The sequence below is a fragment of the Glutamicibacter bergerei genome, from assembly GCF_054495185.1.
Genome location: NZ_CM137131.1, coordinates 1,268,889 through 1,289,970, shown reverse-complemented (window position 1 = coordinate 1,289,970; position 21,082 = coordinate 1,268,889). Strand labels below are relative to the sequence as shown.

The 21,082-nt window shown below is 56.0% G+C and carries 17 protein-coding genes; 4 read left to right on the top strand and 13 right to left on the bottom strand.

Features of this window, described 5'->3' with window-relative positions:
• Nucleotides 1-56: 56 nt before the first annotated feature.
• The 4 genes from ACX5K5_RS05975 to ACX5K5_RS05960 form a co-directional block, all read right to left on the bottom strand.
• Nucleotides 57-1,028, bottom strand: a complete 972-nt coding sequence (locus tag ACX5K5_RS05975) for a hypothetical protein (protein ID WP_096256332.1) — start codon at nucleotides 1,026-1,028, stop codon at nucleotides 57-59.
• 105 nt (nucleotides 1,029-1,133) lie between these two features.
• Nucleotides 1,134-2,027 carry a sugar ABC transporter permease gene (locus tag ACX5K5_RS05970; RefSeq protein WP_096256333.1) on the bottom strand — a complete coding sequence of 298 codons (894 nt, stop codon included), beginning with the start codon at nucleotides 2,025-2,027 and terminating at the stop codon, nucleotides 1,134-1,136.
• Entirely contained in the window at nucleotides 2,027-3,607 is a 1,581-nt protein-coding gene (locus ACX5K5_RS05965) for an ABC transporter permease subunit (RefSeq protein WP_096256334.1), read from the bottom strand. The genes ACX5K5_RS05970 and ACX5K5_RS05965 overlap by 1 nt, the downstream gene beginning before the upstream one ends.
• 90 nt (nucleotides 3,608-3,697) lie before the next feature.
• On the bottom strand, nucleotides 3,698-4,966 hold the full coding sequence (locus tag ACX5K5_RS05960; protein WP_459175158.1) for a sugar ABC transporter substrate-binding protein: 1,269 nt from the start codon (nucleotides 4,964-4,966) through the stop codon (nucleotides 3,698-3,700).
• A gap of 231 nt (nucleotides 4,967-5,197) precedes the next feature.
• On the opposite strand from ACX5K5_RS05960, the gene ACX5K5_RS05955 reads away from it, so the two are divergent.
• Nucleotides 5,198-6,886, top strand: a complete 1,689-nt coding sequence (locus ACX5K5_RS05955) for a glycoside hydrolase family 13 protein (RefSeq protein WP_459175157.1) — start codon at nucleotides 5,198-5,200, stop codon at nucleotides 6,884-6,886.
• An 81-nt stretch (nucleotides 6,887-6,967) separates the two neighbouring features.
• Nucleotides 6,968-7,975: a LacI family DNA-binding transcriptional regulator gene (locus ACX5K5_RS05950; protein ID WP_096256337.1), complete on the top strand. Its 1,008-nt coding sequence runs from the start codon at nucleotides 6,968-6,970 to the stop codon at nucleotides 7,973-7,975.
• A gap of 47 nt (nucleotides 7,976-8,022) precedes the next feature.
• Here the strand turns inward: ACX5K5_RS05950 and ACX5K5_RS05945 are convergent, their stop codons facing one another.
• A complete protein-coding gene (locus tag ACX5K5_RS05945) occupies nucleotides 8,023-9,357 on the bottom strand; it encodes an MFS transporter (protein WP_096256338.1) in 1,335 nt (444 codons plus the stop codon).
• 217 nt (nucleotides 9,358-9,574) lie between these two features.
• Between ACX5K5_RS05945 and ACX5K5_RS05940 the strand changes: the two genes are divergently transcribed.
• On the top strand, nucleotides 9,575-10,291 hold the full coding sequence (locus ACX5K5_RS05940; RefSeq protein WP_443460119.1) for an IclR family transcriptional regulator: 717 nt from the start codon (nucleotides 9,575-9,577) through the stop codon (nucleotides 10,289-10,291).
• 78 nt (nucleotides 10,292-10,369) lie between these two features.
• Here the strand turns inward: ACX5K5_RS05940 and ACX5K5_RS05935 are convergent, their stop codons facing one another.
• From ACX5K5_RS05935 to ACX5K5_RS05925, 3 genes are all read right to left on the bottom strand, one after another.
• Nucleotides 10,370-11,515, bottom strand: coding sequence for an MFS transporter (locus ACX5K5_RS05935; protein ID WP_229677161.1), 1,146 nt, complete (start codon nucleotides 11,513-11,515; stop codon nucleotides 10,370-10,372).
• 241 nt (nucleotides 11,516-11,756) lie between these two features.
• On the bottom strand, nucleotides 11,757-14,822 hold the full coding sequence (locus tag ACX5K5_RS05930) for an AAA family ATPase (RefSeq protein ID WP_459175156.1): 3,066 nt from the start codon (nucleotides 14,820-14,822) through the stop codon (nucleotides 11,757-11,759).
• A complete protein-coding gene (locus tag ACX5K5_RS05925; protein WP_459175155.1) occupies nucleotides 14,819-15,982 on the bottom strand; it encodes an exonuclease SbcCD subunit D in 1,164 nt (387 codons plus the stop codon). Before ACX5K5_RS05925 ends, ACX5K5_RS05930 begins: the two co-directional genes overlap by 4 nt.
• Before the next feature lie 50 nt (nucleotides 15,983-16,032).
• Here ACX5K5_RS05925 and ACX5K5_RS05920 point away from each other — a divergent pair, with 50 nt between their 5' ends.
• Nucleotides 16,033-16,974 (top strand): ADP-ribosylglycohydrolase family protein, encoded by a 942-nt coding sequence (locus ACX5K5_RS05920; RefSeq protein WP_188686489.1) that lies wholly within the window; start codon nucleotides 16,033-16,035, stop codon nucleotides 16,972-16,974.
• Between the two features lie 106 nt (nucleotides 16,975-17,080).
• On the opposite strand, the gene ACX5K5_RS05915 is transcribed toward ACX5K5_RS05920, so the two are convergent.
• The 5 genes from ACX5K5_RS05915 to ACX5K5_RS05895 form a co-directional block, all read right to left on the bottom strand.
• A complete protein-coding gene (locus ACX5K5_RS05915; protein ID WP_096256344.1) occupies nucleotides 17,081-17,578 on the bottom strand; it encodes a GtrA family protein in 498 nt (165 codons plus the stop codon).
• Between the two features lie 49 nt (nucleotides 17,579-17,627).
• On the bottom strand, nucleotides 17,628-18,635 hold the full coding sequence (locus tag ACX5K5_RS05910) for a 3'-5' exonuclease (RefSeq protein WP_096256345.1): 1,008 nt from the start codon (nucleotides 18,633-18,635) through the stop codon (nucleotides 17,628-17,630).
• 276 nt (nucleotides 18,636-18,911) lie between these two features.
• A complete protein-coding gene (locus tag ACX5K5_RS05905) occupies nucleotides 18,912-19,610 on the bottom strand; it encodes a hypothetical protein (protein WP_096256346.1) in 699 nt (232 codons plus the stop codon).
• Nucleotides 19,598-20,527: an ATP-binding cassette domain-containing protein gene (locus ACX5K5_RS05900; RefSeq protein WP_096256347.1), complete on the bottom strand. Its 930-nt coding sequence runs from the start codon at nucleotides 20,525-20,527 to the stop codon at nucleotides 19,598-19,600. Before ACX5K5_RS05900 ends, ACX5K5_RS05905 begins: the two co-directional genes overlap by 13 nt.
• Complete coding sequence (locus tag ACX5K5_RS05895; protein WP_229677162.1) at nucleotides 20,520-20,912, bottom strand: GntR family transcriptional regulator; 393 nt, start codon at nucleotides 20,910-20,912, stop codon at nucleotides 20,520-20,522. The genes ACX5K5_RS05900 and ACX5K5_RS05895 overlap by 8 nt, the downstream gene beginning before the upstream one ends.
• Between the last annotated feature and the right edge of the window lie 170 nt (nucleotides 20,913-21,082).

The following is a 21,082-nucleotide window of genomic DNA, read 5'->3' as shown; positions in this document are numbered from 1 at the left end:
TCCGGAAACTACTTGGCTGTTTGTCCTGCTGTCATCCATCAGATTCGATAACAGAACTAATACAGGGCCAAGAGCTTGCGTACCCGCTCGTGCCACAGTCCACCGGCGAGCGCTAAATGCCCGACGGCGAATGCCAGTCCCCCAACCACCCAGGTGTCGATTAATGCTGGATGGCCCAGGTTGCCGAGTGCGGCAGTTAGTCCGGCGGCAATTACCAAGATCCCGACAGTAATCAATGCTACTTGGACCCAGAATTTGCGGGTCGGAAGTAGGACTGCCAGCAGTCCCAAGACAATCGCGGGTGAAATGATCAGCCAGATGTTATTGGTGCTCTCGTCTAAGGCCGGACGCACCGCCCATACCAGTCCTAAGAGCACCAGCAAGGCACCTGAAATCAACCAGAGAGCTCCAGGATAAGCCATGGATCCACGCATCATGATCATCGGGGTAAGTACCTGCGCCCAAAGCAACACGGTGATCGGGATGAAATACAGCCCAATGCCCGCGGCACCAAAGATCACTACGAGCGTGAAAAGTACCGCGCCGAGTACTCCAAGAGTCCAGGTGAACTTATTCTGCGCCCACAGTCGCAGTGAGCTGAACAACACCGGCAGCACCGCAAGCCAGATGATCTGAGCTCCCACTGCAGCTTCCCACGTGGACAACATAGTCTCTGCCAACGCTGTGCCGTCTGGCTCGACGGAGGCAATAGGACCGAAGTAAAGCACCACGGCGGTCAGCAGAGCAAAGGCAAGAATCGGCCAGCCAAGAATTCGGTTCAAGAATTCTTTGCCACTACGTACCGCCAGTGCTTCGGGTTCGGTCCGCCGGAACTTTTCAGCTCGCATAGCTGCGGTACCGAGGTGCTCAAATAGCTCTACCTGATTGCGGCCGCGTCCGGGCAGTTGACGGATCTTCGCGTTGGTTTGTTCAATGATCCTGTTTCGCTCTTCAATGTTCAGGTGTCCCAATTCGAGGCGCAATTGATCCAAGTATTTGCGTGCTGCGCGTGGGAGGCGTGACTTCATGAGGCTTACTTTAGCCGGTGCGCTCCCCAGTTTGGCGGATGCCACCGTTGCGTCTGACACATGGTGCCTGATGACGTGGTGAGCCCTTTTCGTGTTTCGAAAAACCTATTTGCCGGCTCCTGCGGTCAGCCCGCCTACAATGTATTTCTGCAAGAACAAGAACAGTGCCATGACCGGGATGGCTGCGAGCACCGCACCAGCGGCGAACACCGACCAGTTTGAGGTGAATTCTTCAGAGACGTAGGAGTACAGCCCTACCGCTAGCGTTTGATTCTCCGGGCTGACCAATACCACGGAGGCGATCACGAAGTCGCTGGTGGTGGAGATGAATGACAGCAATCCCACCACTGCAAGGATCGGTGCCACCAGGCGCAGGATCATGGTGAAGAAGATGCGCGCATGCCCAGCCCCATCAATCTTGGCAGCCTCATCAATTTCTATCGGCACAGTATTGAAGAACCCATACATTAAGTAGGTGTTTACACCCAGTGCGCCACCGAGATACACCATGATTAGAGCAATCTGGTTATCGATACCCAGTGCTGGGTACACATCCCCCAGGGTCGTGAGCAAAATGAAGATTGCTACCACTGCCAGCAATTGCGGGAAAATCTGGACTACCAATAAGGACACCAGGCCAAAGCGGCGGCCTTTGAAGCGCATCCTGCTAAAGCTGTAGGCGGCGAGTGCACCAAGCAGCACGGACGCGGCAGCGGTAGTTAGTCCGATAAACATTGTGTTAGCAAACCATGCAGCGAAGGGACGCTGTTCATTAGCGAAGAGCTTCTCGTAGCTTTCCAAACCAATGGTGCTGAAGAATCCGTTGGAGGAAAGCAGGGTGCCGTTGGGATTGAGCGACGCGGAAAGAACATAGAGCAGCGGGAAGGCCGCGTAGATGCACAGCGCCACACCAATGAGGTGGCGCCAGCCGGTTGCCGCGAACCACTGACCGAAGGTTTTTTTCGGTCCCTTGGATGAGATTGAGGTTGCAGTGCTCATTAGTTCAATTCCTCCAGAGCTTTGGTCTGCTTAAAGCTGATGACCGCGATCAGCGAAACGATCAAGAAGATGATGATGGAGAATGCGCTAGCCAACCCGTAGTCGCGCTGTGAGCCGACGAACGCTACCTTGTACACCATCGAAATGAGGATGTCCGTGGAACCCACGTTCATGGCGCCGTCCGCTAGACGTGGTCCGCCCTCGGTCAGCATGTAGATGATGTTGAAGTTGTTGAAGTTGAACGCGAAAGAAGAGATCAGCAGCGGCGCTACGGATACCAGTAGCAATGGCATCTTGATCAACCGGAAGATCTGGAAGGGTTTCGCCCCGTCAATTTTCGCGGCTTCAGAAAGCTCTTCTGGAATCGATTGCAAGGCGCCAGTGCAGACGAGGAACATATAAGGGAATCCAAGCCAGAGGTTGACCCAGAGCACGGAGAACTTGGCTAGCCATGGGTCGGTAAGCCAGGGTATCGAGGCTCCGTTGAAAAGTACCTGGTTAACAAAACCGAAGTCCTTGTTCAGCATGCCTGCCCAGACCAGGCCGCCAAGGAATGCAGGGAACGCATAAGGCAGGATCGAGATGACTCGGTAGATCTTACGCCCCTTCATCCGCAGGTCGTTGAACACAATCGCAAGGAATAATCCAAGGAAGAAGGTCGTGGCGACCGAGAGAAATGCGAAGACGAAGGTCCACACGGTGACCGAGATCAACGAGCTGCGGATCGAGGAGTCAGTGATAGCCCGAGTGAAGTTGTCAAAACCTACGTTGATGGACCAGCCCGGCATTAATTGCTCACCATCCGGTGCGGTATAGGCGCCCACGCCGGTGTCGCTATATACCGTCCCAGTGATCGAGTCGGTCATCGTATCTGCACCCTTGTCGTAGACCAGGGTGGAAGTGTACTGATATGCGGTCCGTCCATCGGAGGTGCGAAGAGTTCCCTGGGTCGGGTCTTCGCTCATGGGCACCGCTAAGGACGTGACCTCCTGTTGCCGGCCAAGTAAATCAGCGAAGTTCAGCTGGGTGTATTTTCCAAGTGCTGCCGGGTCAATCGGTGCCAGAGGGTCATCGGAGTCCCCCACAAGCTGCTGCCCTTCACGCTGTACCAAGAGCGCCAGCCCGTCGGCACCATCCAGCACCGTCACCGGGTAGCTGGCCGAGTCAGGCACACGTTGCTGATTGGTTTGCAGCAGCGACATGATCGCGTCGTCCTGATCCGAGTTGTGCCCGGATCCATAGTTGGTAAAGGCGATATAACCGGTGTAACCAATGACAAAAACTTGGAAGATCAGCAGAAATACGGCGCCGGGTGCCAAATACTTAGCCGGCAGCCACCCTCGTTTGAGGTAGATGACGTTGATCAATAAGGTAATGACACCGATGATGCTGGCAATAAGCACCGCGTCTTTAGCTACTGCGAGGAAAATTGCAAATACTGCGGTAGCGTCCAGGACCGCCAGCGCGACGATCTTGAAGAGCATCGTGCCCAGTCCGCCGCTAAATTGGAGCGAAGTACTTTTTTCCCCGGAAGCACGTTCAGGGGCGGCTTCTTGTGGCGCGGTGGTTTTGAGATTCATCTACGTGGTCCTTGAACGATTCTGCCAGCGGTTATCGGTGTGGTTAGGCCGGGGTGTGAGTCCAAGACTTATACCCCGGCCAACGCAGAACTACTTGGAAATTGCTGCTTCGATGTCCTCAGCCATCTTGTCCCAGCGCTTGGCTGGATCTTTGGCCTTGCCGGAGATGATGTCAGCTTCTGCGACACCCCAGAATTCCCAGACCGCAGCCATTTCGGGAACGTTTGGCATCGGAACACCGTTGGCTCCAACTTCACCGAAGGCCGCAACTACTTCGTCAGATTTCGCGGCCTCGAAGGCTGCCTTGTTTGCTGGTGGACGGTCGCCAACCTTATAGAGCTCGGTCTGCACCGCCTCGGTACCAATGTAGTTGGTCAAAAATTCTGTAGCTGCCAACAGGTTTTCGGTCTTCGAAGAGACGAAGAATCCCTGGACTGCCACGAACGGTTGTGCTGGTTCGCCACCGGCGCTTGGGATTGGGTCAATGGACAACTCAATCTTGGCTTTTTCGGCCGCTTCGACGTTCCATGGGCCAGTAATCAAGAATGGTGAATCGCCGGAAACAAACTTTTCCTTGGCAATATCTGAGTCCACGGAGGTTTTCAGTGTGCCTTCTTTGCCCTGTTCAGCCATCCACTGAGCGAATTTCTCGCCGCCGGAGTTGTTCAATTCCAGCTTGCTGGCGTCATAGGCACCATCGGCATTGGTACCGAACACTGGTGCGCCGAATGAAGTCTGGAATGGGTAGAGATGGAATGGATCACCGGTTTCGGAGACCTGCACCAGGAATGGGAAGTCTGCCCCTGATTTTTCACCGGCAGTGATCATCTCGTCAAAGGTGGCAGGTGCTTTATCAGCCAGCTTGGTGTTGCGTAGCAGTGCCAAGTTTTCGGTGGCATAGGGGACGCCGTAGGCTTTTCCTTCATAGCTCATCGCGTTGACCGCGACATCCTGGAAGTCTGCTGCTTTGTCGCCCAGTTCTACCGGCTGAACAACGCCGTTATTGACGAGATTGCCCAACCAGTCATGGGCGCCGATGGTGATATCAGGACCCTTGCCGGTAGGTACCTGACGCAGGAAGTCTTCTTGAATCTTCGAGAAATCCTTGATGACCAGATCTACCTTCACGCCACTGGCTGCCTGGAAGTCCTTGGCCGCCAGTTTCAGCACTGGTTCACGGTTTGCGTCAACCCAGACGGTCAACGATCCGGCTTCAGAAGGCGCCGAGGCAGAAGCCACGGGCGAGCTGGAAGTGGTGGGTTCGGTCGTAGTGCCGGATCCGCCGCAGGCGGTCAGCGAGAGTGCGGCGATGGCCGTCATGGCCCCGCCGACAATCAGGGAGCGAGCGTTCACCTTCATTGGTGTACCTTTCGTGACAACCTCGGTCCAAGGTCGGGACCGGGCGGAACTGAGCGTCGAAGGTTTTCGACAAATATGTAAGCGTTTCCAGAGTGACATAAATCATTGACGTTGGCAACACTCAGCAAAGAATCAATCATTCTTCCTTGCTGCGCAAGCCCACCTCTACGCGAAGCAGAAGAATTACTGGAAGCGTTTACAAGCACGTACTCATCGCCTATCGTTATCGTCATGACTCAAACGCGCGCGCTTTCGACCACGCCATCAACCGAGCCCGGCTCGGAATGGTGGCGCACCTCGGTGATCTACCAGATCTATCCACGCTCCTTCGCAGACGCCAACGGAGATGGAATCGGAGATCTGCAGGGCATTACCTCCCGCCTGGAACAGCTGGCCACCATGGATATTGACGCAATCTGGCTCTCGCCCTTTTTCACCTCACCCCAAAAAGATGGAGGCTACGACGTCTCCAACTATGTGGACGTGGACCCGCTCTTTGGCACCTTGGCCGATTACGACGCAATGGTGGCCCGCGCCCATGATCTCGGATTACGCGTCATCATTGATCTTGTTCCAAACCACTGCTCCGATCAGCACCCCTGGTTCCAGGAAGCATTGAACTCCCCGGCCGGCTCCCCCGAACGCGATCGCTTCATCTTCCGCGACGCCGACGAAGGAACCTTGCCCAATAACTGGGAATCGGTGTTCGGCGGACCCATGTGGACCCGGACCGCCAACGAAGACGGCACCCCCGGCCAGGTGTACCTGCATATCTTCGATGCCACGCAACCAGACTTCAACTGGCACAACGAGGAAGTTCGCGCGATGTTCCGCGACGTACTGCGCTTCTGGCTGGACCGCGGCACCGACGGTTTCCGTGTGGACGTTGCCCACGGCATGATCAAGGCCGAAGGGCTTCCAGATTTCACCCCCGACCCCAAGGGTGCATCCATGGGCGGAACCGAAGAACTTGCCCCGTGGTGGGGCCAGGACGGCGTGCATGAAATCTACCGCGACTGGCGTACCGTCATGGATGAATATGAAGGCCAGCGCGTGCTCTGCGCCGAAGCCTGGGTCAACCCACTAGATCTAATGGCCAAGTGGGTGCGTGAAGATGAAATGCATCAAGCCTTCAATTTCCCTTATCTCAGCACCGGCTGGGATGCCTCGGCGCTGCGTGAAGTAATCAATGAGTCAATGGCCGCCTTCGGCGCGGTTGGCGCGCCGAGCACCTGGGTACTGTCCAACCACGATGTGGTGCGCCACGCCTCACGGTTAGCACTCACCGACGACAACCCGCAGGGTGAAGGCATCGGCCCACTAACCCCAAACCATCCAGATCCGGTCATCGGTTTGCGCCGCGCCCGGGCCGCCTCCACGCTCATGCTTGCGCTACCCGGTGGCGCCTACCTCTATCAGGGTGAAGAGCTCGGCTTACCCGAAGCCATGGAGCTACCGGACGAGGCACGCCAAGACCCGACCTGGTTCCGCACCAATCACGAGCGCTACGGCCGAGATGGCTGCCGTGTCCCGCTTCCGTGGGAAGCCGACGCCCCGGCCTACGGCTTTAATACCACCGGAGAAAGCTGGCTACCCCAGCCCGAGCAATGGGCCGGTTATGCCCGTTCATTGCAGGAAAACGACGCCGACTCAACCCTGCATCTATATCAAGAACTACTGCGTTTGCGCCGCGAACATACACTGGGTTCCGGAGACGTACAATGGCTAGCTAGCAATGATGAGAAGCTACTGACCCTGCAAAATGGCTCGGTTATTATCGTGATGAATTTTTGTGCGGACCCGGTTCGCTTACCGCCGGAGCTAGCAAAACTACCACGACTGGTCTCAAGCGCCTTGCAGGTCTCGGAGTCAAGCATCGAAGGCGAAACCGCGCTATGGCTTGACGCTACGCGAAGCTAACTGCCGGTAAGCTCAAAAAGTAGCTGTGGCGTCCACTAGGTGGTCGCCACAGCACTAGACATACTTCGTGAAAGGGTCATCGTGGCCAGCATCAAAGACGTGGCTGAGGCCGCAGGTGTCTCCATCGCCACCGTCTCTAGGGCCCTGTCGGGTCGCGGAAACGTCTCGGCCACCACCCTCGCGGCGGTCCGCCGGGCAGCACACGAGCTGGACTACGTGGTTTCCGCCAGCGCCTCAGGTCTGGCCTCGGGCCGCACCCGGAATATCGGCGTGCTGGTACCAATGATTAACCGCTGGTATTACGCCTCGGTGCTTGAAGGCATTAGCGCGGCACTGATGCGTGAAGGTTATGACACCACCTTGTATCAGCTGAGCAAGGAAGTGGACCAACGCGAAAAGGTATTCTCTGACTTCCTGCTACGCCAACGGGTAGACGCGGTCATCGCAGTCAACGTGGAGTTAGGCGAGGCCGAGATGAAAGCCCTGCACGCACTGGATAAACCACTGGTCGGAGTAGGCGGACCATTACCCGGCGCTCCCACCCTCTTCTGGGATGAAGAAGCGGTGGCGGCCTTAGCTACCGAGCACCTCATCGCGCTGGGCCACACACGTATCGCCCACATTGGTGGCAGCCAAGAAACCGACCAGGACTTCCACTTACCTACCCGCCGCCGGGCCGGATACGAGCGCGCCATGCGTGAGGCTTCACTGACCGTAGATGACCGGCTCTACCTGGGCGCCGATTTCAGCATGGCCCAGGGCTATCAGGCGGCAAAGCAGCTGCTCGGCCACCCGGTCAATCGTCCCACCGCCATTTTTGCTGCCAGCGATGAGATGGCTATCGGTGCGATGCTCGCCGCCCGGGACTTAGGCCTGCAGCTGCCCCATGATCTGTCGGTGATTGGTATCGACAACCACGAACTTGCAGACATGTTTGGGCTGACCACCATTGAACAGCGACCCCACCAGCAGGGTGAAACTGCGGTAGCCATGTTGTTGCGCACCATTCGCGGGTTAGAGCCGGCTGCGGGCCATCCCATTGAACATCGGCTGATTGTGCGTTCATCAACAACGCGCCCACCGGCATGATGCCAGCGAGCGCGTTGTTGTTGTTATTCAGTTCTACCTGCCATTAGTTAGCGAACGGTAGGAACTTCCTCGTCCTCAACTTCTTCGAGGTGCAGGTTACGTCCCTGCGTTTCGCCCACCCACAGCACCGCGGCCACGGAGATGATGGTCAACACCATAATGTAGATCGCGATGGAACCGGACCATCCGGTGGAGGTCAGCAAGACCTGCGCCACGGTAGCGGCGAAGGCGCCACCGAGAATCGAACCCAGTGCGTAACCAATCGAGATGCCCGAGTAGCGGATACGAGCCGGGAACATCTCGGCGTACATGGCCGACTGTGGACCGTAGGACAGACCCAGGCCAATGGTGAGCACGAAGATACCCACGGTGTAAAGCACGATATTTCCGGTGTCCACCAACATAAACATTGGAATCATCCAGACAAATACGATGCCGTAACCGAGCAAGAAGGTGTTCCGGCGTCCTAACTTATCCGAGAGCCAGCCACCGACCAGCGTGAAGATCAGCCAGCCGACTGAGCCAACGGTGGTAGCCAACAAGACCGGAGCCAGTTCCATCTTCAGTACCTTGGTGGTGTAGGAGATGAAGAAGGCGATCACCAGGTAACCGGCGGCGTTGTTCGAAACGAAGATCAAAGCAGCTTGCATCACCGGCTTCAGGTGCCCGGTCATCAGCTCCTTCAGCGGAGTGTGCTCGGCGGCCTTACGCTGAGCCATGGCTTTGAAGACCGGGGATTCTTCCACCGCACGGCGGATCATGTAACCAACCAGGATCAGCACGACCGACAGGAGGAATGGAATACGCCAGCCCCACGATTGGAACTGTTCTGGAGTCATCGAGACCCGCAGGATGTAGAGCAAACCAGTTGCCAGGATCATGCCGATAGGCACGCCGATCTGCGGGAAAGCTCCGAAGTAACCGCGGCGGGCCTTCGGTGCGTGCTCCACTGCCATCAGCGCTGCGCCACCCCATTCTCCACCTGCGGAGAAGCCCTGGATCACACGTAGAAGCACCAGCAAGATAGGTGCTCCGATGCCAATTGCGGCGTAGGTTGGCAGCACACCGATCAGCGAGGTGGCCGCTCCCATGAGGATCAAGGTCAGCACCAGAATCTTCTTGCGTCCATAGCGGTCACCTAAGTGTCCTGCCACGATGGCCCCCAAGGGGCGGAAGAAGAAGGAGATGCCAATCATGGCAAAGGACAGGATCTGGGCTACAGCTGGATTTGATTCACCGAGCGGTTCCAGGAACAGCGGGGTCAACAGCGTCGCGGTGAGCTGAGCGAAAATGAAGAAGTCGTACCACTCGATGGTGGTACCTACCAGGGTGCCGGCCAGAACGCGCCGTTCTTCCTGGGTACGTGATGCGGTTGTAGACATGTGCGAGTGTCCTCAGATGAAGATGCGGATAATTACCGACCGTTCGGACGGGTAATAGATACATAGTAAACTAGGAGTGACTGTCCTCACAAGCTGCATTAGTCACACTCCCGTCGAACAGTTCAAAAAAAGAATTCGCTGTTCGGATAAAGAACCCCTAGACTCGAATCAAGTACACCAGCGTCGAGCCTAAGGCTGACTGTGCACCGAAGAAATCGTGGCCAGCGCCGGAATGAAGAAGATGTCATCCTCGCAAACCCTATCCCGCGGAATTCGAGCCTTAGAGATCGTTGCCGAGTCTCCAGTCAACCTCACCATCGCGGAAATCGCCGAGCGGCTCGACGTCCATCGCTCCATCGCCTACCGGATCCTGCGCACGCTTGAAGAACACCGCCTGCTCAGCCGGGATGAATCCGGCAGGATTCGTTCAGCCTCTGGGCTGGCAGTCCTTGCCCGCTCCGTGCAGCGCGACCTGCAATCTGCCGCGCTGCCCGAGCTCACCAGGCTTGCTAATGAACTATCCATGACGGCTTTCTTGGCCGTCTGGGAACACGATATGTGCACCACCTTGCAGTCAGTTGAACCGGTGCACTCAGGAAGCGCCATTGTGCACCGCCCCGGCTCGGTGCACGGGATGGATATTGGCGCGCCAGGTATCGCCATCCAATCCCAATACACGCGCAGCCAATGGGATGCGATGGAGACCGGCATTGAGTACCGTGAGCCTGCGCGCACCGCACGGATTGAGGGATACTCCACCAGCGAGAACGAAGTGATCCAAGGCGTCACCGCCATAGCGGTACCGATTTCCCACACCGGCCCTACCCCTGCGGCCATCGCCGTCATCTTCGCTACCAGTACCGTCGACACCCGTGAGCACATTATTCGTGCGTTGAAAGAAGCTGCACTGAACGTGGGCGACGAACTCAGCTAAAAACTTGGTCCCCTCAGATTTAAGCACCGCAGGCTCCTTCCCCTAAGTGAAAGGAGCCTGCGGCTTAACGCTCTTTAGTTAGCGCACGCGTCGCAACGACGGAGCCTTTGCAACGATCAGCTTCATCAGCAGAGCCGCAAGCAGGATGAGGAACGCCGCAGCTGTAGAGACCCAGTAGGCCCCGAGGTAACCGGAAGATTCTGCCAATACTCCGGCCAATCCGTTACCGATTGATGTGCCCACCACGATTCCGGCCGACAGCAGCGTCATCACTGTGGACAGCACCTTCGGCGGAGCTACCTCGCCGCCCAAGGTCATGCCCGTGACGATTACCGGACCGACAGCAAAACCTGCCACAAACAGTGCTAAAAGCATCCACGGCACGGAGCTGGCATAGTGCAATCCAAAGCTGGCAATAGTCAGCGCCACACCGCAAGTGATCCAACGGTTGATCTGGCTAAATCCCTGTGGCCACGAAGCCACGGAAATCGCTGCCAGCGCACTGGAAAGACCCATTGCGCCATAGAGCAAGCCACCCTGATTGGAATTACCCAGCGCGCCGGCAAATGCCAGCGTGCCGGCGGCTGATGAGCCAAAGACCGTGCCTAAGCCAATCATGCCAAGTACTAGCGCACCAATGGCGGCCACTTGCGCCTTAGAGATGCGCACCTTCACTTCATGTTCGCCACTGCCATGCGGTTTAACCTCATCGACGGTGCGATGTTTCGCAAAGGTAGGAACCAGCACCACGGTGAGGACTGCAGCGATCAGCAGCGGCAAGGTTGGGTGTACCAGCGAGGCTAATAGACCTACGGCAACCGGTCCGAAGACGAAGCCAAGCTCGTCCAGCATGGATTCCAGGCTCAACGCCGCGGTGAGCACCTTAGGATTTTTTTGCTGCCGGCGCGTCATTGAAATCCAACGCACACGGGACATCGGTCCGACCTGTGGACCGCTGGCTCCTGCTAGCAAGGAAATCAGGACCAGCACACCGACCAGCATGTTCGAACCGCTATTGCCGTACCACGTCAACAGCAGAAGCAAAATGGTATGCAAGATTGATACTGGAATTAGCACCGGACGCTGACCGAAGCGGTCCGCGAGCATTCCGATACTCGGCCCGCCCACGGCAGAACCAAGTCCCACCATGGCCGCACTCAAGCCACCGAGTGCATAGGATCCGGAGCTTGCAGTCACCAAGGTCATCGACCCAATGGTGAGCATTGCCAGGGGCAATCTAGCAAAGAAAGATAGCGGAACGTAGGCCGTTCCAACCATAGGCACCAGAGAAGAGAACCCTGGCTTAGGTTCTAGTTTTTGGTTCGGTTCATTGGACAACATATGTTGAGTCAACAATTCTCCACAACAAAGCGTGTGTCGTCCCACGCCCCCCGACACACAAAATTTCCCAGACATGCCTGATGGCACTACTTTCAAGATACCAGCGTCTTGGTCAATGTCTAGTTCAGATAGTGAGCATCACTTCTGGGGTCATATCAATTGTGGAACCGTGCTGGGTTTTGATAACCGTCACTCGGTTGGTAATTCGTTGTTTCATCTCCGAAACATGGGACACCAGACCGATCATTCGTCCGCCTGCACGCAGTGATTCCAGCGCTTCCATCACCTGCTCTAGGGTCTCGGCATCAAGGGAGCCGAAACCTTCATCCACGAAGAGCGTCTGCATATCTACCGCACCACTGTGATGTGAGATTACGTCCGCCAGTCCCAATGCCAGAGCCAGTGAAGCCATGAATGTTTCACCGCCGGACAGCGTCTGAGTGTCGCGTTCTTTACCTGTCCATGAATCCCGGACGCGTAAGCCCAGCCCAGACTTTGAATTGCCACGGGTGGAATCATCATGATGCAGCGAATAACGTTCGGAGGACATGATCTTCAGCCGCTCGGTGGCGGCTTGTGCAACTTCTTCCAAACGCGCCGCCAGCACATAGGTACTCAGGGTCATCTTGTATTTGTTCTCTCCCCCGCCACGAATCACTTCGGCCAGATCGCGAAGCCTGCGATATGCATCCACTACCGGACCAGACTCGGCGCGGTACTCGCTCAGCGCGGCCACGGAAGTGCGAAGTCGCTCAAGCTGGGTCTGGGCGAGCACCTCATCTTGCCGTGCGGATTCGTAGAGTTCCTCAGCGGCCTTGACGTTCTCGTTCACTGTGGACTGCTCTTCCTCGGTGGGCGCGCCGATTCCTTGAGCAGCCAAGTCCTTGGCTCGCAAATGATCTTCGGAGGCTTTGAGAGTCGCGATGGCGCTGGAACGCACGGTGTCCTCGTGCTGCAGTGTTTGGTATTGCTCTCGTTTCTCGTCGCTCAGCAGGGCCACAACGTATTCCTTGTCGTTCACAAAACCGGCTTCATCACGTTGCTGGGTCCACGTGTCCGCCGCCTTTTTCGCTGCGTTGGCCGCGGCCAAATGGTCCGTAAGTGCCTTATGAGCACCATTAAAAACGGTGAATTCGGCCCGCACCTTCTTCACTAGCTCGGCAAGCCCCAAGTCGCTGCCTTCACGCAGCTGCGCTAGCTTCGCATCAAGCTCGTCAATCTGGGTGCTTAACGACTGAACTTGCTTGGTACCCGTGGCATGATCCAAGGCAGCCTGAGCGACCTTGGCGGTTTCCTTTTCGATACGGGCGCGGAGCAATTCAAGTTTTCGCGCCAGCTCGGTAGTCTCCGCCTGCTTGGCAGTGGCCGCATCAAGCTTTGTTTGCGCCAGTTCGGTCCGAGCCTTGCCGGTGTCCAGATCCGTATCTTTTGCGGATTCAGCGGCTGCCTCAAATTTGGTGGTCGCAACATCACGAATCTTGGCCTTGGTGCGTTGCAGTTCGCGTTCTGTCTGAACGACCTTCTCTAGCGCCTCGATCCGTTCGTCGTCGATGAGTTCGGCGTCATCCTCGCTCTGCGCCGGCTGGGGGTGTTCCAGCGAACCACAGACCAGACACGGCGAGCCATCTTCGAGCGCGGCGGCTAGACGCAGCGCGCTTTGTTCTAGCTGCATACGCTGCGCTGCAATCAGCTCAGTCTCGGCAGCGTTGAGTTTAAGGCTTTGCTCCGCATATTCGATGTCGGCTGCCGTTAATGATTTGTGCAACTTATCGCGCAGCTTGATCTGCACTACCAGTTCCTGCGCTGCTGTGAGTTCCTCGGTGGCTACTTGCTTGGCTCCAGCGGCAGCGACAAGATCTAGCTTTTGTGGTTCGGCCGCGATGTCATCTCGTTCAGCACGTAATTGCCCAAGAGTTTTCTCCGCATCTTCACGGATTTTCTTCTGCTTATTCACCTGTTCAAGAGCGTCTTTGAGATCTTTTTGCAGTTGTTCCTTCTTGGTTTCGTCGGCGAGCGCCGCGTTGAGCACCACGAGACGGTTATTCAGCTTCGCGGTTCGTGATCTAATCACGTCAAGATCATCAGCGTTCGCTTGAGCCCGAAGCTCATAACCATTGGCGACTTTCAGCTGGGACTCGTGCCATGCTTTGACGGTGGCTTCCAAGCTCTTCTTAGTTTCATTAACTTGCGCTTCATAGCCCCTAATTCCCGCGGCCTTACCATGAAGTTCCAAAGCCTGTCCGGCGCGTACGGCAGCGGGATGCTTTTCGCTGTGTTCGCTTTCTAAACCGCTCAATTCGGCGCGTCGCGCGAACACACGTCGGCGCTCATCCACTGATTTTTGGTTCTTCAGTGACTGCTCGCGGCGCAGACGCAACTTCGCCGTGCCCTCTTGGCGTGCGCAATGCATGGTGAGAATACGGGCATCATAGTCGGCGAACTCGGTCGCTAAGTCTGCCGGTGGCTCTATCTGGTTCTGAGCTACTTCGGGATCAGCTAGCTCGTGGCTAGCCAGGAAGGCGGTGGCGTCCTGACGAATACCATTTTCACGAGCGCTGAGCGTAGCCTCAATCTCCGCGGCCTTTTTACGTTCCTCGGTCAGACGCAGATTAAACTCGTCCTCGATTTTTCCGTAATCGCTGGTGTCGAAGAGGTTGCTGAGCAGGTCTTCACGTGCGGTGGCCTTGGCACGCAAAAAATCCGCGAACCCACCTTGCGGGAGCATGACCACCTTGGTGAACTGATCACGGTCTAGACCTAAAAGGCCACCGAGGATCTGCCCTACTTCATCATTACGGGTCGACAAGGCCTCCCACTGTCCTTTGACCAGTTCTCGCAGAGCACTGGAAGCCTTCTGTTCGGTGACCCCGTTCTTGCCACGCTTACTTGGGCGCATCCAGGCTGGGGAACGAGTCACCTCAAAGCGACGGTCCCCCACGGTCAATTCGCAGATGATCTGTGGTTCGAGACCTTCTGCTGCGTGATCCGAGCGGATCTGCCGACTACCGGCACGGTTTCCAGGCAACGAACCATAAATTCCGTAACAAATTGCGTCGAGAATACTGGATTTGCCGGCGCCCGTGGGGCCATCAAGTAAAAACAATCCGCCGGCCGACAATTCATCGAAGTCAACTTCTTCTACTCCGGCGAAAGGACCAAAGGCTTGGATACGAAGTTTATGAATTCTCATTTGCTCACCTGTGCTTCACGCGTGCTCCGGATCACCGAGTCGAGCAGTTCCCGTTCAAGTTCATCGGGCTGCCGGTCTCTGACATGTTCAATAAAGTCTGTGCAGACCTGTGCGGTACTTGTTGCTTTAGCCATCCGGTCTGAATACGTCGACTTTTCCTTTGCTTTGCCACCTTGTGGGTCAAAGGCGAGCACCACGGTGTCGGGGAAGCGAGTCCTCACCTTACTCATCGCATCTGCCGGGCGTTCCGGGTCGGTCAGCGTCACCTGACACCAAGCATCCTCGGCAAAGGCCAGTTCCTTATCGGCCAGAAGGTCTTCGAGATTCCCGCGCAGGATGGCGAGTTTTTTCGGTACCGAAAGCAGTATTTCTTCGTAACCGGTAATTCCCTGCGCATCGGTATCGATCAGCCAGATCCCCTTGCGCTGGTTCACTTCCGAGAAGGAGTAGGCCAGAGGAGAACCCGAGTAACGGATCTTCTCGGCGATGCGCTGGCGTCCATGGAGGTGACCTAACGCGGTGTAGTCAAAATTCTCAAAGAGCCGCGCGGGAACCACATCCAAGTTGCCGGTACTCAGCTCACGTTCCGAGTCACTGCCTTCACCGCCAGCGGCAAACAGATGTGCCATCGTCACAGACACGACCGGGGTGCCGCTCTTTCGTAGTTCTCCCAGGTGCTCGTCGATACGGTTTATGGCCGCTCCAACCACTGCCTCGTGACTGGCTTTATCCACCTGAAGCTCATCCATTACCATCCGTGGCTCCAGATACGGGATCCCGTACACGGCCACTCGGTGCCCCTCTGCTTCGAGAACCACCGGTTCGAGCATGCGTGAGGTATCAGCAAAAATATGTACTCCGGCGGAATCCAAGAGTTCCGAGGCGAATCCTAGCCGGGAGGCGGAATCGTGGTTGCCGCTAGTCAAAATCAAGGTGGCCCCGGTTTTGCGAAGTTCGGCCAACGCCCAGTTACACAAACGCACCGCATCCACATGGGGCAGTGCACGGTCATAAATGTCACCGGCCACCAACACCACGTCCACTTGGCGTTCGCGGGTGATATCGATGATTTCTTGCAGTACGTTGCGCTGGGCATCGAGTAGCGACGCACCATGGAAGGTACGACCCAAATGCCAGTCTGAGGTGTGAAGCAATCGCATGATCCCACCTTATGCAATACCTCGGACAGTTTGCGCACTAGAATGTACTTGTGAATGAAACCGGTGAAATTGCACTCCTGCCAGAGAACTACTCAGACAAGGTGTTCGCGATCCTGCTCGGCCTAGCCGACGGCGCAACCCACGCCCGGGACGATATCGATCCCGGTGCCACCGAACTACTCCCGCTCTATATGGTCGATGGGCTGCTTGAAGCCCTCGAATGGGCCAAAGACGGTGTGGGCAGCGACGAGTTAGCCTGCATGTGGCTCGCTTCGCTTCGCGCCTACTCTCAGCTAACTGGGTCCTTCCCGACCGGTGCGCCCGAGCCACTGAAGCGTTGGATTGATCTCGAAATGAAGAAGGTCGAGATTCATGACGGCCTGATGGCTGGCGATCCGCTCAACTTGTCGGGTCTAAAATCCAAAGATATGGGCCAACGCGGGCGTCCTACCGGTGTGAATGCGGACTCCACGGGCGTGCTTCCACGTGCCGCCGCGGTAGCACTGCTATCGCGCGTCCCAGAATCCACTACAGAGGCGTTATCCCGTGCCTCCGCGTATCTGACCCATGATGAGCAGGCTGCAAAAACCACGGTGGCTGCTGCCCGCATTGTCCGCTCCGCCATTGAACGCTCCCAGGCAGCTGGCAGTGAATGGGAAGCGCTGCTCGAAGGACTGGAAGGTCCCTCGGCGGATGCCCTGCGTCAGGTTGTGAGCGTGGTGCGCGATTCGTTGCACCTGTCCCCTACCGATGCCTATGCCGCTTACTTCAACGCCAGCGGCGCAGCCGAGGTAGAGGAAGAATCGGATATCGAGGCAGCTGATGCCCCAGTAGCTGAGGAAGACGACAGCCGTGATCCAGAAACCGACGCCTACGCGGTAGCCCTGCTGGCTGCCGTGTATGGTTCTGATGCTGTGGGTGACCGTCCAGCATCCGCGTTGGATGACATCATCTCCGAGCTTCACGACCGGTGGATGGCCTTGGTGGACTAACCCTCCCAAACGTTTTAGATGACTCGGCCCGGAACCAAATTTTTGGTTCCGGGCCGAGTCATTTGTACAACGTGAGACGTACCGCTAGAAAACTGCGGGTTCTCGCTTATCCCTTGGAAGGAACAAGTGATTCCTGTGGTTCCTGTGGCAGGTTAATTTTCTGTGAATCTGGGAAAACAAACTTATGCAGCGCCCACCAACGGAACACCATCGCTAGTAGTGTGCCGATAATCGGCCCGGAGATAAAGTCTGCTACTTCTTGGCTGAGAAAAGATACCTGCGGGTAGTGGAATCCCAAGATCCAGCGCGATACATATAGCGGTGCGGAGTTGATGGCAATGCCGATCAACGACACGGTAAAGAAGCCAATGGCTTGAATGCGCTTACGGTACGCGTCGTTTTGATTTTGGAACGTGTACTGCCGGGTCAGTACGAAGGAGACTACCGTCGCAACAGCATTAGCGATGATGAATGCCGTGGTTGGGTGCGCTTCAAGCACCGTGAATTTTAACCCGTAGTTGACTACCAAAGTTACTACGAAGCAGAATCCGCCAACTCCAATAAATCGCATGAGTCTAGTGAGCATGCCATTTTTGTTGTTCACGTATACCTCGTGGTGTTTAGTTGATGAAAAACTATTCGGACTGCAAGACTCAGCCTTGAACGGCCATTCCAAAGCCCTCGACTAGCTGCATGAATTCACCTTCCGAGATGATTTCCACGCGCTGGCCCTTATCGCGCAACTTCAGCACCTGCTTGGCTTTGTTGGTCAAACGTCCGTTAGCCAGATCCTGCGGAACAAATCCGTCGCCAACCACTAATGCGGTGGTCGCTCGGGTGACTCGCGAGGCGGTCTGTGCGCCATAGTTTGCCGCCCACTGTTTGGCCTTAGGCCGCGGTACCGAGAGGTTTCCGGTGAACACGATAACCTGCCCAAATAACGGGTGCGTTCGATCTGCATCCATATTTGGTTCGGGGTTCTCCCCCTCCTGCGGCCAGGAGCCAAAGGAATCTGAGGCAGGCATCGGGTGACCATTGGCCATCCAACCTTGCGCATCTCGGGTGGCACGGGAGAATTCTTCGCCCGGCTTCCATGACGCGGTGAGCCCCAACCCGACGTTGTAGTGATCCGCAGCGTGCAAGACGGAAGGAGCATCACTTCGCTGAGCGATATCGATCATTGCCCACGCGCAGGCTTCAGCGTCGGCGAGCGCCTGGTGGTGGTTTTCGATAGGGTGGCCGGCTTCTTCTGCGACAAACGGTAGCGAGTAGCTGGGCAAGTCATAGGCCTTGCGGGCAAGTTTGACCGTACAAAGATGTGCAATTTCGGGGACAGCGAGTTCGCTGGCTTCCGAGGCGGCACGAATGACTCCGGAGTCGAAGGCCGAGTTATGCGCTACAAGCACGTCGGATCCGACAAATTCGAGTAGATCTCCGAGCTTCTCCCCCACGCGTGGTGCGTCGGTGACCATGTCTTCGGTGATGTGGTGGATTGAGACGTTTCGCGGGTCGAAGTGGTCAAAACCTGCCGGCGGTCTAAGTAACCATTGTTCGGTTTCGACGATGCGTCCGGAACGGACCTTGATCAGGCCTACCGAGCAGGCCGATCCGATAAATCCGTTTGCAGTTTCAAAATCTAATGCTGTGAAGTCCAATGCCACGCATGACAGTTTACTCTTTAATGCTCAAAGGCCAGCATCCGAAGTCTAATGTGTGGATAATCCCTCCTCCTGAGTTGTGAATTCCGGAAGGCTGATATTCAACGACTAAACGTCTACTGACCTGTGACTCTGCGACAAAATGTCGATGTTGAATACGTGCGACAACACAGACTTGTCACACTCCCGCTTTGCAAGCACCGATAGCGAGTCGCTGATGCACGCACAGATGCCCTTGACACGTCGTAACGCATCAAGGGCATCTGGGCCGAACAACTACTAGGCTACGGTCGCTTTGCGCAGCGTCAGGTACGAACCGCCAGCCATCACTACTGCCACGACACCGCCCCACAGGGTGACACCTGCGGCGGTCCATGTCAGCGCCCAGGTCCAGAAGTTGCCCCAGAGCTGGTTGAAAGTCAGCAGTGCGATAACTCCGAGCAGCAGCACACCCAATGCTATGAAGAATACGAGCAGTCCAGTGGTGCGCCAGCGCATGTAGATGGTGGCAATCAAGAAGCCCACCATGAACAACAGCACCATCAGTACAAAGTAGAAGCCAATTTGTACCGCGCCATTGTTATCGGCCACCCATTCCAAGGCGAAGAACCGCGCATCCATCCACCATCCCCCGGTGGCCTTTTCGAGAAGACCCATCAGGTAGTAGAAGACGGACAAGGCCAGAGCACACACTCCAAAGAGCAACACCGTGCCAAGGTAAAAACTTCGGCGCGAAACGCTCATCGCTTGGGAGAACGGAAAGGTCAAGGTCAAGGCCTGGATTCCCAGTGCGAGAAAATACCACATCGGTGCCTGTGCGCCGCCGCCATACATTGTTCCTTCGCCACCGTTCTCGCGAACAATCCAGAAGATCGCTAACGAGAAGACAAACGCGCAGCCGAGAATCAGCAACGGCAAGCCAATAAAGACCCACTTGTTGATCAGCTGCATCCGAGCAACTTTGATTACGCGTTCCATGATGTCCTCTCCTTCGCTTGATCTTGGTGTGATGCAAGGACGTTGCGTCCCATGGCAGTTCGGACCACCAGCTGCTGCAGCGACAACGGCGACAGATCAAGACCGAGTTCTTTGGCTTCGGTTTGCTGGGCCGGTGTCAGCCGTTGCTGGATACTCACACTTGCCAGCGCACCCAACGAATCGCGATGGATCACCGGATAGTCCGCAACAAACTCGTCGACCACCTCTGCCTTGCCGCTGATCGTGACTGCGGCTCCCTGCAATGATTCTGCGTCCTCGTCCATCACAATGCGTCCCGAGTCGATAATGATCACGTGTTCCAGCAAGTTAGCTACCTCGTCAATCAGGTGACTTGAGAGCACAATGGTTCGCGGGTACAAGGCGAAATCTTCGACCAGTCGATCGTAGAAGATCTGCCTGGCCACCGCGTCTAGACCCAGGTACGGCTCATCGAAAAATGTGACTTCGGCACGTGAAGCCAACCCGATGACCACGCCCACCGCGGAGAGCTGACCACGTGAGAGTTTCTTGATTTTACGCTTGAGTGGAAGGTTAAAGTCAGCGATCAGTTCCTGGGCCAGCTGTTCATCCCAGTTTTCAAAGAAAAGTGCTGCGGCTTTGAATGCCTGAAAAGCCTTGTACTCATCGGGGTATTTCTGCGATTCCCTGATGAAGCAGATTCGTGAGAGTGTCCCGTCATGCTCAAAGGGAGTATGACCAAATACTTTGACTTCGCCAGCGTCGGGGAACCCCTGTCCAGTCAAGATGGACATGAGTGTGGTTTTGCCCGCTCCATTGCGTCCGAGCAATCCGTAGATTTTGTGAGAATCCAATTGCAGGTTGACGTCATCTAAGGCTTTAACATCTTTAAACGTTTTGCTGACGTTACGTACTAAAACTGGGGTTTGCTCAGACATGGTGAGATCCTCCTGGCCCTACATCGATGATGGGTTGCGCCGACTTGATCATGTCCATGAGTTCTTCGACTTCGATGCCGAGCTTCCCTGCTTCGGCTGCCAATGGCTGGACATATTGGTCATTGAATTTTTGCCTGCGCTTCTGCCGTAAGCGTTCCGGCGCGCCTTGCGCTACGAACATTCCGATTCCCCGTTTCTTGTAGAGCAAACCCTCTTCGACGAGTTTGTTTATTCCCTTAGCCGCGGTTGCCGGGTTTATCCGATAGAAGGCGGCGAATTCATTGGTGGATGGCACCTGACCTTCTTCGGCCAGGACGCCAGAGAAGATGTCGTTCTCGATCAACTCAGCGATCTGCATGAAAATTGGTTTTGAATCGTCAATCACACCACGCGCCTCCTGCCTTACTTGGAACCAACATCTGAACTTCAGTTCATTGGTTCATTACTTGTGTAACTAACCATAGAACCAACTCAACTTTATGGCAAGCCTTGGAGCGGTAAGTAACATCGATAAATACGAACTGAGAACTTGCGCGATCAGCTGAATATCGATGC